Genomic DNA, 14,955 nt, shown 5'->3' with positions numbered 1-14,955 from the left:
TGCTTCGTCACCCAACGGGTTCGGCGATCACCACTCGGTTCGCCTCGTAACCCTTCTGTCCACCGATCCAGGTACCCCCGCAAGTGACCAGCACCAGCCGGTGCGGGCCGCGCGGTCCGAAGAACTCGACAGCGCGGGCCGGGAGCTCGTCCTTGCGGACGGTCTCGATCTGCGTGATGCGGAACGTGAACTGCTTGCCCGCGCTGTCGGCGATCACGATCTCGCGGCCGTTCTGCGCCTGCCACAGCTCGGCGAAGGGGCCCTTGGCGCCCTTCCAGTCGACGTGTCCGGCGAGGACCGTCGCACCTTCCTGCCCGGCGAGCTCGGTACCCCACCAGGTGGCTTCGCCGATGCCGTCCGGGACGGGCAGCACGCCGTCCTTGACCTCTCGCCGGACCAGCGTGGCCGTGCCGCCGGCGGGGAGCTTGACCGAACCGGGCCCCGCCTTCGGTGGGGCGGGCTGCTGCTGGGTGGGGTCGGCGGGCTTGGCGTTGGCCGTGTTCGCGCCGCCGACCAGCCCCGTGAGGTCGGCGCCGCGGCCCGTGCTGAGGCTGTCAGCGACCGGCCCCGCGCCGACCACGGGGATCTCGTCCGCGAGCGCGTGTCCCTTGAGGACCTCGGTCTCGGACGTGGTGACCAGCACGCTGGCGGCGGCGATTCCCGCCACCAGCGCGCCGGTCAGAAAAGCCTTGGGACTCACTGCCTGCGCCACACCAGGAAGCCTGCCAGCGCGGCACCGAGCAGCACCAGGCCACCCACGCCGAGCATCAGACCCGGACGCAGCTGGGTGTCGAACGACGCGGTCGCGACGGGCGTCTTGCCGTCCTGGCCGGCCGGGATCGTGCTCGGCACCACCGGCTTGTTCGGCTTGTTCACCAGCTCGAGCGCGAGCGTCTGGCCGGCCGCGACCGTTCCGCACGAGGCGGGCGGTGCCTTCGGGTCGAAGAACTCCTCGTATCCCTTGGGAGCGGCGACCTCGACGAGACAGATCTCCTGCGGGGTGCGCAGGCCCGGCACCTCGACCGTGCCGTCGGCACCGGTCTGCAGCACGATCGGCTTGCCGTCGGTGCCGACCAGGTCGGAGTCGTCCTGCTTCTTCGCGGGGTTCGTCTGGTCCTTGGCCGTGACCTTCAGAGCGACACCGGCGATGGCCTTCTTGGTCTCCGAGTCGATCTTCGTGATCTTCACGGCGCCCGGCGCGGTCTTGGCCGGGCCGGTGGCGTTCGCGTTCAGCTTCTTCTCGCCGCCGGTGGTCACCATGCGCTGCATGTTGTCCGTCGGGATCGGCTGGTGCACGACCGGGCGGTCGGCGGGGGAGTCCGCGACGGCCGCGATCGAGGGCTTCGGGCCTGTGGGCACGATCTTGATCGTGGCCGGGCTGCCGTCGGCGCCCGTGGTGGCCTTGCCGCCGACGCTGCCGTCGACCAGCGTCGCGTCGGTCAGTGTGAAGTCGATCGTCGCGTTAGGTACGCCCTGGCCGTTGGCCTTGACCAGCGACGCGGTCCAGGTGGACTCGGTGCCGATGATCAGCGGATCCTTCGGTGCGGTGGCGCTGAGCGTCCACGGGCCGCGGTTGGCCTCGGCGTCGGCCTTCAGGCGCGCGACCGCGTCCATGACGGACTGGGGCAGTTTCGAGGCGTAGAAGGCTGTGTCGTAGGCGAGGAGCTTCTGGTCGTCCGTGTCGAGGCGTACCGCTCCGTCGACCGGAGAGGTCCAGCTGTGCAGCAGATGCGCGAGCGCGGCGGCCTCGTCCGGGGACTTGGTCGTGGAATAGCGCAGCAGCAGGTAGGAGATGTTCGCTGCGACGTCGGGCGTGAGTTCCTTGCCCGCCTTCGTCCGCAGCATGTCGCCTTCCTTGTAAGGCACGCTGCTGTCCGGCGCGGGCAATGCGTACTGCACGCACCACACCTGCTTGTCCTGGTAGATGTATGACCCGTGCCACTCGCTACCCGGCACGGCGTGGGCTTGGCGCTCTGACGCGTTGTGGCCGATGCCCTTGACGCCGACTGCTGTGGCGGTCGTGGGAGAGGTCAGGAGCGCGAGGCCCGAGACCACCGCCACGGCGGCTAGACGTTTCCAGCCCATTTTGGATCTTGGTCCCCTCTGACCTGTGGTATTTCCGCGTGCGAGCCTGTCGGTAACCCACATCGGGGACAAGCCGCCACGAGGAGGAAGTGTGTCGTCACTCTGGGTGTGAACGTGATTGGAATGTGACGGCCCTTACTCGCTTTGTGTATGACACGCCGCAACACGCCGTAGTCTCACTACGCTCCGGAGTTAGCGCAGTATTTGCGCACGTGTGATCGTCGTCGGGGGTAAAGTCGTCTTTACCGACGGGAACCGGGCACCGAGCGTGCTCGTTGTACCCGTGACGGCGTAAAGCAACGCCCCAGGAGGACCAGGTGCGCTCCAGCAGCAACCCGGCTTTCCGTAACCTGCCGACCGGCGGCGGGTACGGAGGCTATGCAGGCTTTGGCCAGCCAGAGGCCGGCTACCAGCAGGCTCCGCCGCCGCTGACCAGCGAGCGGCCGATGACGATCGACGACGTCGTGACCAAGACGGGCGTCACGCTCGCCGTGGTCGCCGTCACGGCGGTCGTCACCTACCTCATGCAGGCGTGGTTCCTGCTGTTCCCGGCCGCGATCATCGGCCTGGTGCTCGGCCTGATCATCTCGTTCAAGCGCGTCCCGAGCCCGCCGCTCGTCATCGCCTACGCGGCCGTCGAGGGCATCTTCCTCGGCGCGTTCAGCGGGATCATCGGCACCATGATCGACCGCTGGACCGGCAACCCGGGCCAGGGCGTCGTGGTCATCGGCCAGGCCATCATCGGCACGATCGGCGTCTTCGCCGGCATGCTCGTGGTCTACAAGACGGGCGCGATCCGCGTCACGCCGAAGTTCACCAAGTGGATCACCGGCGCGATCATCGGCGTCGCCGTCCTCATGCTGTTCAACCTGATCGCCAGCTTCTTCATGCCTGCCGGGCTCGGCCTGCGCTCGGGCGGCACGCTCGCGATCATCTTCAGCCTCGTCTGCATCGGCCTCGCGGCGTTCAGCTTCCTGATCGACTTCGACGCCGCCGACCAGGCGATCCGGGCCGGCGTGCCGGCCAAGTACGCGTGGCAGATCGCGTTCGGTCTCACGGTCACCCTGGTGTGGCTGTACACCGAGATCCTGCGCCTGCTGTCGTACTTCAACTCGGACTGATCCGAGGCTTTCCGCGAGGGGCGTTCCGCTGCGGCGGGGCGCCCCTTTCGGTTACGAGGGGGATCACATGACCAAGCGGTTCGACGAGGCGATGCCGCTCATGCGTCGCCGGGACCCGCAGGCGCGGGAAGACGGCTTCGATCTGCTGCGTCGCCGCCCTCTACCGTCATCGGACGAACAATGCGCACAACTGAAGGGGAATGCGTGGACTCCGCATACCGGATCGTCATGCAACCGCCGGCCGTCGACGACTACTTGCGTCTGCGCAAGGAATCCGGGCTCAGCGAGCGAACCCGTGAAGAGGCGGAGAACGGCGTCAAAGGTGCATGGGCCGCGTGCCACGTCATTCACGTGGAATCCGGGGAGACCGCCGGCATGGGCCGCGTGATCGGCGACGGCGGCTGGTACTTCCACATCATCGACATGGCCGTGTTGCCGCATCACCAACGCAAAGGCATCGGCGACGCGATCATGACCGCGTTGCTGAACAGGATCGACGAAGAGGCTCCTGGCGCCTACGTCAACCTGTTGGCCGACCCGCCCGGCCGTCGTCTCTACGCACGACACGGCTTCGTGGAGAGCGCACCGGGCTCGATCGGAATGCGCAGGACCTAGGCCCGCCAGCGCACGTCCGGCATCTCCGTGCCCACCTTGATCAGGCAGCTCGTGCAGAGAGCACCTACCTGAGCGCGCGACACCCGCTCATCGGGCACCGAGTGCTCGCAGACGGCCTCGTAAAAGCTGCGAGACCCATTGGCTTGATCGAGCGAGAAAGCATGGCATTGCAGGTCGTATTCGCTTTGCCACCACACGTACGGCATGTCCGACCCTCCTTACTTATCGGTAGGGACGGACTCCCTCTCGTCTGATGACGCAGTTGCGCGATGATTCATCTCATCGACAGAAAGGTGGCAGGCAAGTAGCTCCGTTCGGGTGAAGCGGAGCTACTTGCAAGCGTCAATTTGCAGATCTTGAGGGAAAACTATGGGGAAACCCCAGGTCAGCTGAGGCGCTCGATCACCATCGCCATGCCCTGACCGCCGCCGACGCACATGGTCTCGAGACCGAACTGCTTGTCGTGGAACTGCAGGGAATTGATCAAGGTCGTGGTGATCCGCGCGCCCGTCATGCCGAACGGGTGGCCGACGGCAATTGCGCCACCATTCACGTTCAAACGGTCCAGGTCGATTCCGAGGTCCTGGTACGACGGAATCACCTGCGCCGCGAACGCCTCGTTGATCTCCACGAGGTCGATGTCGGAGACCGACAACCCGGCGAGGGCCAGTGCGCGCTTCGACGCCTCGACCGGACCGAGGCCCATGATCTCCGGCGACAGACCCGAAACACCCGTCGACACGATGCGGGCGAGCGGCGTGAGGCCGAGCTCGCGCGCCTTCGTGTCGGACATGATCACCAGGGCCGCGGCGCCGTCGTTCAACGGGCAGCAGTTGCCGGCGTTGATCCGGCCGTCGGGGCGGAACACGGGCTTCAAAGAAGAGACGGCCTCGTACGTCACGCCGGCGCGCGGGCCGTCGTCAGCGGACACGACCGAACCGTCGGGCAGCGTCACCGGGGTGATCTCGCGCGCCCAGAAGCCGTCCGCGATCGCTTTCTCGGCGAGGTTCTGCGAGCGGACGCCGAACTCGTCCATCTCCTGCCGCGAGATCCCCTTCAGCAGCGCCAGGTTCTCAGCGGTCTGCCCCATCGGGATGTAGACGTCCGGCACGACACCGGACACGCGCGGGTCGTCCCACGACGAGGCACCCGACTGAGCGACCGAGACGGTACGGGCCTCGGCGTCGGCGAAGAGCGGGTTGTGCGTGTCCGGCCACGAGTCGGAGCTGCCCTTGGCGAACCGCGACACCGCCTCGACGCCGGCGCTGATGAACACGTCGCCCTCGCCCGCCTTGATGGCGTGCAGGGCCATGCGCGTCGTCTGCAGAGAAGAGGCGCAGTACCGCGTGACGGTCGTGCCGGGCAGCGAGTCGTGCCCGAGCAGCACGGCGACGACGCGGGCCATGTTGAAGCCGGCCTCACCGCCGGGCAGACCGCAGCCGAGCATCAGGTCGTCGATCTGCGCGGGGTCGAGCTGCGGCACCTTGTCCAGCGCCGCCTTGATCATCTGCGCGGCCAGGTCGTCCGGGCGGACGTCCTTCAGCGAGCCCTTGCCGGCACGACCGATGGGGGAGCGGGCAGCGGAGACGATCACGGCCTCAGGCATCACGAAACTCCTCGTTGAGAGTCAAGGTCGCCGTCGAGCCTAGTTAACGCCCGCTCACCCCGGCCAGCGCACGTGACGAGAATTCCGGAACTCAGGCGTGCCGTCTTTGCAACCACGGCGGAACCCGCGAGGCCCGCACCGCCAGGGCAGCCGCCGAGCGCAGCGGCAACGGCGGCGCGACCCAGCCCGGCCACAGCCCCGCCACCTGGCACAACGGCGCCAGCAGCACACCCGCCGCGGCCTCGTAGCCGACGGCGCTGGGATGAAAGCGGTCGGAGCTGAACATGTCGACGTGCCGGGCCATGAACTCGGGCGCGAGCAGGTTCGCCAGCGACACCGGCACGCCACCGACCCGCCGCACCTCCGCGGTCTGCGCCGCCGCCAGCCGCAGGCTGTAGTGGTGCCCGACCGACCGCAACGGCTGCGGAATCGGCCGCACGATCCCGAGGTCGGGACACGTCCCGACGACGACACCGCAGCCAAGAGCGCACAGCTTCCTGACCTGCTCACCCAGCAACGAGGCGGACTCGCGCACGCCGATCCGCGACGTCACGTCGTTCGCGCCGATGATGATCAGCGCCACCTGGGGTGCGCCCAGCACGGCCGCGTCGACCTGCGGCACCAGGTCCCGCGTCGTCGAACCGCTGATGGCGTACGTGGATAGCCGCACCGGCCGTTCCGCTTCCTCGGCCAGCGCCTGGGCCAGCAGCACGCCCGGCATCTGCGAGGGATGCGTCACACCGACGCCCACCGCCATCGAGTCGCCGAGCACCGCCAGCCGCAACGGATCGCTGCCGTCGTCGCGGTAGACACCGTCCGGCGCGGGCCAGAGATGCTCCAGCACCCCGATGGCCACGCGGGCCCGTCTGCCCTGCTCGCTCAGCAACCCGACCAGCGCCCCCGAAAGCCCGCCGAGCGTCGCGGCCGTCATCGCCACCGCTCGCAGCGTTCTCAGTCCGATCATCCGCAACACCCCCTTTCCAGTGGAATCGTCGGTACCGCTGTTCGAATTAACCTCCGCAGCCACTAGAGCTAGGCTTCGTTTTGCTATCTCGGAGAGTGGGAGTGGGGAGTAGATACCGGTGGAGTACGTCGAGCACGTCGTCGACCTGGTGGGCAACACGCCGCTGGTGAAGCTCAACTCCCTGACCTCGGGGATCAAGGCCACGGTGCTGGCCAAGGTCGAGTACCTGAACCCCGGCGGGAGCGTGAAGGACCGCATCGCGCTGCGCATGGTCGAGGCGGCCGAGAAGTCCGGTGAGCTGAAGCCCGGCGGCACGATCGTCGAGCCCACCTCGGGCAACACTGGAGTCGGGCTCGCGCTCGTGGCCCAGCGCAAGGGCTACAAGTGCGTGTTCGTCTGCCCGGACAAGGTCAGCGAGGACAAGCGCAACGTCCTGAAGGCGTACGGCGCCGAGGTCGTGGTGTGCCCGACCGCCGTCGCGCCGGAGCACCCGGACTCGTACTACAACGTCTCCGACAGGCTGGTCCGCGAGATCTCCGGCGCGTGGAAGCCGGACCAGTACTCGAACCCGGAGAACCCGGCGAGCCACTACCACCAGACCGGCCCCGAGATCTGGCGCCAGACCGCGGGCAAGATCACGCACTTCGTCGCGGGCGTCGGCACCGGCGGCACGATCTCCGGCACCGGGCGTTTCCTCAAGGAGGTCTCGGACGGCGCCGTGCAGGTCGTCGGCGCGGACCCGGAGGGCTCCGTGTACTCAGGCGGCACCGGCCGGCCGTACCTGGTCGAGGGCGTGGGCGAGGACTTCTGGCCCGAGGCGTACGACAAGACCATCTGCGACCAGATCGTCGAGGTCTCGGACGCGGACTCGTTCGACATCACCCGCCGCCTCGCCCGCGAGGAGGGCCTGCTGGTCGGCGGCTCCTGCGGCATGGCGGCCGCCGCGGCGCTGCGCATCGCGAAGGACCTGCCGGAGGACGCCGTCGTGGTCGTGATCCTCCCCGACGGCGGCCGCGGTTACCTCTCCAAGGTCTTCAACGACCGCTGGATGGCCTCGTACGGCTTCCTCCCACCGGACTCCACCGGTGCGACCGTCGGCGACGTGCTCCGCCGCAAGGGCGGCATGCTCCCCGACCTCGTCCACGCGCACCCGAACGAGACCGTCGGTGACGCGGTCGCGATCCTGCGCGAGTTCGGTGTCTCGCAGATGCCGGTCGTCAACGCCGAGCCGCCCATCATGGCCGCCGAGGTCGCGGGCGCGGTCAACGAGCGCGACCTGCTCGACGCCCTGTTCACCGGCAAGGCGCAGCTGTCGGACCGCCTCGACAAGCACATGTCGCCGCCGCTGCCCACGCTCGGCGCGGGCGAGCCCGTCGGCATCGCCATGAACGCGCTCTCGAACGCGGACGCGGCCCTCGTCCTGGAGGACGGAAAGCCCGCCGGAGTCGTCACTCGGCAGGACATTCTGGGGTTCTTGGCTGGTCGCTGAGCGTAGAGCGGGGTGCGTCCGATAGCGTGACGCCCCAGATCATCATCAGTCTTACTCGTACACGGCCCAGCCAAGGGGGTTGGAAACCGGATGAACGCTCCGCAGCCGCCAGGAAATCCGTTCGGCGGTCAGCCGCAGGAGCCCAACGCGGACGCCACGCAGATCGTCCCGGGAGGTGGCCAGCCGTCCGCGGCGAACCCGAACCCGGACGCGACGCAGGTCGTCTCGCCTGGTCAGGTTCCTGCCGCACCGCAGCAGAACGCGGACGCCACCCAGGTCGTCAGCCCCGGGCAGGTGCCGCCGGCAGCTCCCGGTTCGGGTGGCTTCCCGGCGCAGGGACCCGGCTCCGGCGGGTTCCCCGCCCAGCCGCACAACCCGTACGGGCAGCAGCAGCCGGCTTACGGCCAGCCGCAGCAGCCCTACGGTGCGCCGCAGTCCAACCCGTACGGCCAGCCGCAGCAGCAGCCCTACGGTCAGCCGCAGCAGCCGTACGGCGCGCCGCAGTCGAACCCGTACGGCCAGCCGGCCGCGGGTCCGTACGGTCAGCCCGGGTACGGCATGCCTGCGATGGCGCCGCCGCCTCCCACGGGCTACGCCGAGTGGGGCTCGCGGTTCGTCGGCTACCTGATCGACGTCCTCGCGCCGCTCATCGTCGTCTACGCGCTGGTCTTCGTGTTCGGCATCATCGGTGCGAACGCCGGTGACGCCGGAGGCGTGATTTTCGGCCTGCTCGGCCTCGTCCTGTGGCTGGGCTACGTCGGCTTCATCATCTGGAACCTGATCATCAAGCAGGGCCAGACGGGACAGTCGATCGGCAAGAAGATCGCCAAGATCAAGCTCGTCGGCGAGGAGACCCAGCAGCCGATCGGCGGCGGTACGGTCTTCGTGCGCCAGCTGTGCCACATCGTCGACGCGCTGCCGTGCTACGCGGGCTTCTTCGCCCCGCTGTGGGAGCCGAAGAACCAGACCTGGGCCGACAAGATCATGAAGACCATCGTGATCAACGCCCCGGAGACGGCTTCGCCCTACGGCGGCTCGGGTGGCTACCCGCAGCAGCCCGGTACCGGTGGCTACCCGCAGCAGCCGGGCACCGGCGGTTACCCGCAGCAGCAGCCGGGTGGCTACGGCCAGCCGCCTCAGCAGGGTTACGGCGGTCAGCAGCAGGGCTGGTAAGTCCTCAGCTCAGGTCAGCCCCGGTCGCTCTCCGCGGCCGGGGTTGACCCGTTTTCGGAGGGCCTTGTACTCCTCCTGGTCCGGTGCGTGTGTGTGAGTTCACTGGTTGGACTACTGCCGTCGACCGCCAGATGGGTGAGTACCCTTGGGTGATGAGCACCCCTTACGGCTTCGCGACCAGGGCGATCCACGCCGGTCAGGACCCCGACCCGACCACGGGTGCGGTCAACGTGCCCATCTACGCGACGTCGACCTACGCCCAGGACGGCGTGGGCGGGATGCGTCAGGGCTTCGAGTACTCGCGCACCGGCAACCCGACCCGCCGCGCGCTGGAGACGGCCCTCGCGTCGCTGGAACGGGGCCGCTTCGGCCGCGCGTTCTCGTCCGGCATGGGCGCGACCGACGCGGCGCTGCGCACCTTCCTCAAGCCCGGCGACCACATCGTCATCCCGAACGACGCGTACGGCGGCACGTTCCGGCTGATCGACAAGGTCTTCTCGCAGTGGGGCGTCACCCACTCGCCGGCCCCGGTCACGGACGTCGACGCCATCCGCGCCGCCGTGCGTCCCGAGACCAAGCTGGTGTGGATCGAGACCCCCACCAACCCGCTGCTGAACATCGGTGACATCGCCGCGATCGCCGAGGTCGCGCACGCCGCGGGCGCCAAGTTCGTCGTGGACAACACCTTCGCCTCGCCGGCCCTGCAGACCCCGCTGGAGCTCGGCGCCGACGTCGTCCTGCACTCGACCACCAAGTACGTCGGCGGCCACTCCGACGTCGTGGGCGGCGCCCTGATCACCTCCGACGAGGAGATCGACGCGGCGTTCGGCTTCCTGCAGAACGGCGCGGGCGCGGTCCCGGGCCCGTTCGACGCCTACCTGACGTTGCGGGGCATCAAGACCCTCGAGCTGCGCATGGAGAAGCACTCGGACAACGCCGAGCTCGTCGCCGAGGCCCTGGCGCGGCACCCGAAGGTGAAGAAGGTGCTGTACCCCGGCCTGGAGTCGCACCCGAACCACGCGGTGGCGGCCAAGCAGATGCGCCGGTTCGGCGGCATGGTGTCGTTCATCGTCGACGGCGGCGAGCAGGCCGCGCTGGACGTGTGCGCGCGCACCAAGCTGTTCTTGCTCGCCGAGTCGTTGGGTGGTGTCGAGTCGTTGATCGAGCACCCCGGCAAGATGACGCACGCCTCGACGTCCGGTTCTCTGCTCGAGGTGCCTGCCGACCTGGTGCGCGTCTCCGTGGGCATCGAGTCCGGCGACGACCTGGTGGCCGACCTGCTCGCGGCCCTGGGCTGAGTTTTTCCGGCAACGCGAAAGGCCCCCTCCGCGTGGAGGGGGCCTTTCTGCGTCTTACGGCTTCTTGGAGCCGCCGAACCTGTCCACGTTCTCGGCGTTCTCGGCCGTTGGCGCCGACGGGAGGTCGGCGCCGTTGACACAGCCGCCGACGAACTCGATCGACTCACCGGTGCGGACGAAGCGGCCGGCCTCGTCACACCCGGCGTGCGCCACGGTCAAGAACGCCGCACCGGTCAGTGCCGCAGCCGTGGTCACGGCCCCGACCAGCGGAATCACCGCGGCCACGCGTCGTGCGAATGCCATGCCACCTCCCCACGATGTGTATCCCCCGTAAAGCACCTTACCGGGGGAACGCCATCAGAGGTTGCCGCGTCGCTCCTGTTCGCGCTCGATCGCCTCGAAAAGGGCCTTGAAGTTGCCCTTGCCGAAGCCCAGCGAGCCGTGGCGCTCGATCAGTTCGTAGAAGACCGTGGGGCGGTCGCCGATCGGCTTGGTGAAGATCTGCAGCAGGTAGCCGTCCTCGTCGCGGTCGACCAGGATGCGGTGTTCCTTCAGCACCTCGATGGGCACGCGGACCTCGCCGATCCGGGCGCGCAGCTCCGGGTCGTCGTAGTAGGAGTCCGGCGTCTCCAGGAACTCGACACCGGCGTCGCGCATGGCGGTGACCGTGCGGATGATCTCGTTGGTCGCCAGCGCGATGTGCTGGACGCCCGCGCCCTCGTAGAACTCGAGGTACTCGTCGATCTGCGACTTCTTCTTCGCGACCGCCGGCTCGTTCAGCGGGAACTTGACCCGGTGGTTGCCGTTGGAGACGACCTTGGACATCAGAGCCGAGTAGTCCGTGGCGATGTCGTCGCCGATGAACTCCGCCATGTTCACGAAGCCCATGACGCGGTTGTACCACTCGACCCAGTAGTCCATCTTGCCGAGCTCGACGTTGCCGACGCAGTGGTCGACGGCCTGGAACAGCCGCTTCGGTGCGCCCTCCGGCCGCTTCACCGTAGACGTCCGCGCGACGTAGCCGGGCAGGTAGGGGCCGGTGTACTTCGAGCGGTCCACCAGCGTGTGGCGGGTCTCGCCGTAGGTCGCGATGGCCGCGAGACGCACGGTGCCGTGCTCGTCCGAGACGTCGTGCGGCTCCTCCAGGACAGTGGCGCCCTGTGTGCGCGCGTGCTTGATGCACTGGTCGACGTCGCCGACCTCCAGAGCGAGGTCCACGACGCCGTCGCCATGACGGCGGTGGTGGTCGAGGAGCTCGGAGCCGGGCAGGACGCCGCCGTGGATCACGAAGCGGGCCGAGCCCGACTTCAGCACGAACGACTTGTGCGAGCGCTGGCCGGTCTCGGGGCCCGCGTAGGCCACGAGCTCCATGCCGAACGCCACCTGGTAGAGCCAGGCGGTCTGGGTGGCGTTGCCCGCGACGAACACCACGGCGTCCATGGCGCGCACGGGGAAGGGGTCCTTGGTCGCGTCGTAGTCGACCAAGCCCACGAGCTGCCGGAGCTGGTCGTAGCTCACGTCGTCAAGCTGCTGCGTCATGCTTCACAGCATGAGTCGACCTAACAGGGTGAGCAATAGTCAGCGATTTTGCTGAGCAGTTTGTATAGTGATCTGTGCCTTCAGATCAACAGAGTGAGCACTCTGACCAGCCGGTGGACGAACTGGACGCCAGGCTGCTGTTGCTGTTGACGGACGAGCCTCGCCTCGGCGTCCTCGAATGCTCCCGCCGGCTCGGTGTCGCGCGGGGAACCGTGCAGGCCAGGCTGGACCGGCTGGTCGACCGCGGCGTGCTGACCGGGTTCCCGCCGGCGCTCGACCTGGGCGCGATGGGCTACGGGCTGACGGCGTTCGCGGTGGTGGAAATCGCCCAGGGACGACGTGCCGAGGTGTGCGAGGGGCTGGCCGCGATCCCCGAGGTGTGCGAGGTGCACGCGACGACCGGGCAGGGCGACCTGTTCATGCGCATCGTCGCGAGGTCGAACGCGGACCTGCAGCGCGTGGTCGACCACGTTGTCGACGTACCGCACGTGCGACGGCTGTCGACCTCCATCGCCCTGTCGACGCCGGTGCCTCCACGTGTGCGGCCGCTCCTGGAACGCGTGAAGGGGCGGCCACCGAGGTGACCGCCCCTTCGCACGTTTTTGTGGCGTGATTACGCCTGGTAAGGCACCGCGGAGATCAGCGTGACCTTCTGCTGCTTGCCGTTCGGAAGCTCGTAGGAGACGGTCTCGCCGTCCTTCGCGCCGTTGAGCGCCTTGCCGAGCGGCGAAAGCGGGGAGTAGACCTCCATCTCGCCGTGCGCGCCCTCTTCGCGGGTCGCGAGCAGGAAGGTCTCGGCCTCGTCGTCGCCCTCGTAGCGGATCGTGAGCACCGTTCCCGGCGCCGCGACACCCTTGGTGGTGGGGGCCTCGCCGACCTTCGCGGCCTGGAGCAGCTCGTGCAGCTGGCGGATGCGCGCCTCCTGCTTGCCCTGCTCCTCGCGCGCCGCGTGGTAGCCACCGTTCTCACGGAGGTCGCCCTCCTCGCGGCGGGCGTTGATCTCTGCAGCCATGACCGGGCGGTACGCGATGAGTTCGTCCAGCTCAGCCTTGAGCCGGTCGTAGGCCTCCTGGGTCAGCCAGGTCACCTGGGTGTCGCTCACGGTCACCAACTCCTCGTCTTGCTCTGGTGCACACGTGTTCACCAGATAGTTCCCGGGCCGGGGGCCCGGAACGGAAAAACACGGCCCGCGCCGGGGCCGTGCTTGAGCGGCAATAGTAACACGTAGACAACGTTCAGCGACGGCGATTTGTTCCCCATCTCGCCGTTTAAACCGCAGATCACCCGCTTGGCCGCTAGCTCGTGGACAAGTAGGGGGGAACCTGGTAAGAGCACCCGAACACCTCGCCGGTGACCGGCGGCTTCGAGGTGCGGAGAACTGTTGTCTCGACGACGACGGAATTCCCGGGAGGAACCAGAACTTCGCGCCTGCCCCCTTCGTCCCCGTCCTTGGAACGGGCCCGAATGATGCAGACGGCTGGTCGCTCTGGTTGATCGCGGGAAACCTCGAAACTGACCTTCACGCTGTCGTCGCCGAGGATGATGAACGCGGTCTGCTTCGCCTCGATCGGCTTTGTCCCGAGATTTCGGTAACCGACGAAGGCGACCACCGCCCCTACCGCCACGGCTACAGCGAGTAACGCCCACCGCAGCCACTTGTTGAGCGGCTTGCGCGTGCTGTTGCCGTACCGCCCCTCGGGGAGCGCGCGTTGCGACACTTTCCCGCGCCCTCCTGACCGACTGGGGAACAATGTGACTCGACGTTCAGTTGTTGAGTGTCGCAGGACCATTCACACAGGAGGACCACGGGGGTCATGGCCGACAAGCTGCGCCTGATGGCAGTGCACGCACATCCCGACGACGAGTCGAGCAAGGGCGCGGCCACGATGGCCCGCTACATCGCGGAAGGGCACGACGTGATGGTCGTGACCTGCACCGACGGTGGTGCGGGCAGTGTGTTGAATCCGGCGATGGACAAGCCGGACGTGCTGGAGAACATCATCGAGATCCGCCGCGAGGAGATGGCCCGCGCGGCCAAGATCCTCGGCATCCAGCACCGCTGGCTGGGTTTCAAGGACTCAGGTCTGCCCGAGGGCGACCCGAAGCCACCGCTGCCCGAGGGCTGCTTCGCCCTGGTGCCGCTGGAGGAGTCGGTGCCGTCCCTGGTCGAAGCCATTCGCGACTTCCGCCCGCACGTCGTCGTGACCTACGACGAAAACGGGGGCTACCCGCACCCGGACCACATCCGCACCCACGAGGTCTCCATGGCGGCACTGGACGCCGCCGCAGATGGTTCTTTTGAGCCTTCGCTGGGTGCGCCGTGGGAGGTGCAGAAGGTCTACTACGGGCACGGCTTCTCCCGCGCGAAGCTCCAGGCGTTCCACGACGCCATGGAGGCGCGCGGCCTCGAGTCGCCGTACACCGAGTGGCTCGCGAACTGGGACGCCAACCGCCCGGACGTGATGGACCGCGTGACCACGCAGGTCGAGTGCGCGGACTACTTCGAGGTCCGCGACGAGGCCCTGAAGGCCCACGCCACCCAGATCGACCCGACCAGCCGCTGGTTCGCGATTCCGCAGGACCTGCAGCGCGACGTCTGGCCGACCGAGGAGTACGAGCTCGTGCGCTCCCAGGTCGACTCGACGCTGCCGGAGAACGACCTGTTCGCCGGAGTTAAGGTCTAGGGGTGCTCTCCCCAGACTTCTCCCTCGGCAGCACGGTGGCGTTCGTCGCCGTGCAGCCGTCGAACACGAACGACAACGACAAGGGCGGCCAGGGCGAGGACTTCGGCAAGTCCTCCCCGGTCGGCCTTGTGTTGTTGATCGTCTTCTTCATCGCGGTGTTCTTCCTCGTCAAGTCGATGAACAAGCACCTCAAGCGCGTGCCCGCGTCGTTCGACGAGCCTGCGGAAACTCCGGCTGAGAAGTCGGCCGAGGCGACTGCCGACGCTCCGGCTGAGCCTTCGGAGAAGAAGGACTGACGCTCGTCGGGTAAGCGCAGCCCGCGGTCGGCAACCACGCCGCCGACGACAACCGGGTAAGCGCAGCCCCATGGTCGACGGCGCC

17 protein-coding genes are annotated in these 14,955 nt (G+C 68.0%); 8 read left to right on the top strand and 9 right to left on the bottom strand.

Translation table 11 applies throughout. The features are described 5' to 3' along the window. Window positions 1-7: 7 nt before the first annotated feature. Both ABZ345_RS18770 and ABZ345_RS18765 read right to left on the bottom strand, forming a co-directional pair. Window positions 8-712 (bottom strand): class F sortase, encoded by a 705-nt coding sequence (locus ABZ345_RS18770; RefSeq protein WP_359849799.1) that lies wholly within the window; start codon window positions 710-712, stop codon window positions 8-10. Continuing rightward, entirely contained in the window at window positions 697-2,085 is a 1,389-nt protein-coding gene (locus ABZ345_RS18765; protein ID WP_359849796.1) for a SpaA isopeptide-forming pilin-related protein, read from the bottom strand. The genes ABZ345_RS18770 and ABZ345_RS18765 overlap by 16 nt, the downstream gene beginning before the upstream one ends. A gap of 317 nt (window positions 2,086-2,402) precedes the next feature. Between ABZ345_RS18765 and ABZ345_RS18760 the strand changes: the two genes are divergently transcribed. Both ABZ345_RS18760 and ABZ345_RS18755 read left to right on the top strand, forming a co-directional pair. Further along, window positions 2,403-3,206, top strand: coding sequence for a Bax inhibitor-1/YccA family protein (locus ABZ345_RS18760; RefSeq protein ID WP_359849793.1), 804 nt, complete (start codon window positions 2,403-2,405; stop codon window positions 3,204-3,206). A gap of 204 nt (window positions 3,207-3,410) precedes the next feature. After that, window positions 3,411-3,821 carry a GNAT family N-acetyltransferase gene (locus tag ABZ345_RS18755; RefSeq protein WP_359849790.1) on the top strand — a complete coding sequence of 137 codons (411 nt, stop codon included), beginning with the start codon at window positions 3,411-3,413 and terminating at the stop codon, window positions 3,819-3,821. On the opposite strand, the gene ABZ345_RS18750 is transcribed toward ABZ345_RS18755, so the two are convergent. From ABZ345_RS18750 to ABZ345_RS18740, 3 genes are all read right to left on the bottom strand, one after another. Further along, on the bottom strand, window positions 3,818-4,027 hold the full coding sequence (locus ABZ345_RS18750; protein WP_359849787.1) for a hypothetical protein: 210 nt from the start codon (window positions 4,025-4,027) through the stop codon (window positions 3,818-3,820). The genes ABZ345_RS18755 and ABZ345_RS18750 overlap by 4 nt on opposite strands. 179 nt (window positions 4,028-4,206) lie before the next feature. Beyond that, window positions 4,207-5,427 (bottom strand): acetyl-CoA C-acetyltransferase, encoded by a 1,221-nt coding sequence (locus ABZ345_RS18745; protein WP_359849785.1) that lies wholly within the window; start codon window positions 5,425-5,427, stop codon window positions 4,207-4,209. 91 nt (window positions 5,428-5,518) lie between these two features. Then, entirely contained in the window at window positions 5,519-6,391 is an 873-nt protein-coding gene (locus ABZ345_RS18740) for an SGNH/GDSL hydrolase family protein (RefSeq protein WP_359849782.1), read from the bottom strand. Window positions 6,392-6,509: 118 nt separating this feature from the next. Between ABZ345_RS18740 and ABZ345_RS18735 the strand changes: the two genes are divergently transcribed. From ABZ345_RS18735 to ABZ345_RS18725, 3 genes are all read left to right on the top strand, one after another. Then, window positions 6,510-7,880, top strand: a complete 1,371-nt coding sequence (locus tag ABZ345_RS18735; RefSeq protein WP_359849779.1) for a cystathionine beta-synthase — start codon at window positions 6,510-6,512, stop codon at window positions 7,878-7,880. A 90-nt stretch (window positions 7,881-7,970) separates the two neighbouring features. Beyond that, window positions 7,971-9,053: an RDD family protein gene (locus tag ABZ345_RS18730; protein WP_359849776.1), complete on the top strand. Its 1,083-nt coding sequence runs from the start codon at window positions 7,971-7,973 to the stop codon at window positions 9,051-9,053. Between the two features lie 152 nt (window positions 9,054-9,205). Continuing rightward, entirely contained in the window at window positions 9,206-10,351 is a 1,146-nt protein-coding gene (locus ABZ345_RS18725; RefSeq protein WP_359849773.1) for a cystathionine gamma-synthase, read from the top strand. A gap of 54 nt (window positions 10,352-10,405) precedes the next feature. Here the strand turns inward: ABZ345_RS18725 and ABZ345_RS18720 are convergent, their stop codons facing one another. Then, on the bottom strand, window positions 10,406-10,654 hold the full coding sequence (locus ABZ345_RS18720) for a hypothetical protein (protein WP_359849770.1): 249 nt from the start codon (window positions 10,652-10,654) through the stop codon (window positions 10,406-10,408). A 54-nt stretch (window positions 10,655-10,708) separates the two neighbouring features. Continuing rightward, window positions 10,709-11,890: a 4-hydroxyphenylpyruvate dioxygenase gene (hppD, locus tag ABZ345_RS18715; protein ID WP_359849768.1), complete on the bottom strand. Its 1,182-nt coding sequence runs from the start codon at window positions 11,888-11,890 to the stop codon at window positions 10,709-10,711. 113 nt (window positions 11,891-12,003) lie between these two features. Between hppD and ABZ345_RS18710 the strand changes: the two genes are divergently transcribed. Beyond that, the gene (locus ABZ345_RS18710) at window positions 12,004-12,474 is read left to right on the top strand and encodes an Lrp/AsnC ligand binding domain-containing protein (protein WP_359849765.1); all 471 of its coding nucleotides are present in this window, start codon (window positions 12,004-12,006) and stop codon (window positions 12,472-12,474) included. A 29-nt stretch (window positions 12,475-12,503) separates the two neighbouring features. Here ABZ345_RS18710 and greA read toward each other — a convergent pair whose 3' ends face one another. Beyond that, on the bottom strand, window positions 12,504-12,998 hold the full coding sequence (greA, locus tag ABZ345_RS18705; RefSeq protein ID WP_177320718.1) for a transcription elongation factor GreA: 495 nt from the start codon (window positions 12,996-12,998) through the stop codon (window positions 12,504-12,506). A 187-nt stretch (window positions 12,999-13,185) separates the two neighbouring features. After that, window positions 13,186-13,608 carry a DUF4307 domain-containing protein gene (locus ABZ345_RS18700; protein WP_359849762.1) on the bottom strand — a complete coding sequence of 141 codons (423 nt, stop codon included), beginning with the start codon at window positions 13,606-13,608 and terminating at the stop codon, window positions 13,186-13,188. Window positions 13,609-13,704: 96 nt separating this feature from the next. Between ABZ345_RS18700 and mca the strand changes: the two genes are divergently transcribed. Both mca and ABZ345_RS18690 read left to right on the top strand, forming a co-directional pair. After that, the gene (gene mca / locus ABZ345_RS18695) at window positions 13,705-14,574 is read left to right on the top strand and encodes a mycothiol conjugate amidase Mca (protein WP_359849759.1); all 870 of its coding nucleotides are present in this window, start codon (window positions 13,705-13,707) and stop codon (window positions 14,572-14,574) included. 35 nt (window positions 14,575-14,609) lie between these two features. After that, window positions 14,610-14,870, top strand: a complete 261-nt coding sequence (locus tag ABZ345_RS18690; protein ID WP_359850284.1) for a hypothetical protein — start codon at window positions 14,610-14,612, stop codon at window positions 14,868-14,870. Window positions 14,871-14,955 lie beyond the last annotated feature (85 nt).

Origin of the sequence: Lentzea sp. NPDC005914 (assembly GCF_040629405.1) — a bacterium.
In the GTDB taxonomy this organism is placed as follows: Bacteria; Actinomycetota; Actinomycetes; order Mycobacteriales; family Pseudonocardiaceae; genus Lentzea.
The sequence above is the reverse complement of the archived record's forward strand: the minus strand, read 5'-3'. Positions and strand labels throughout refer to the sequence as shown.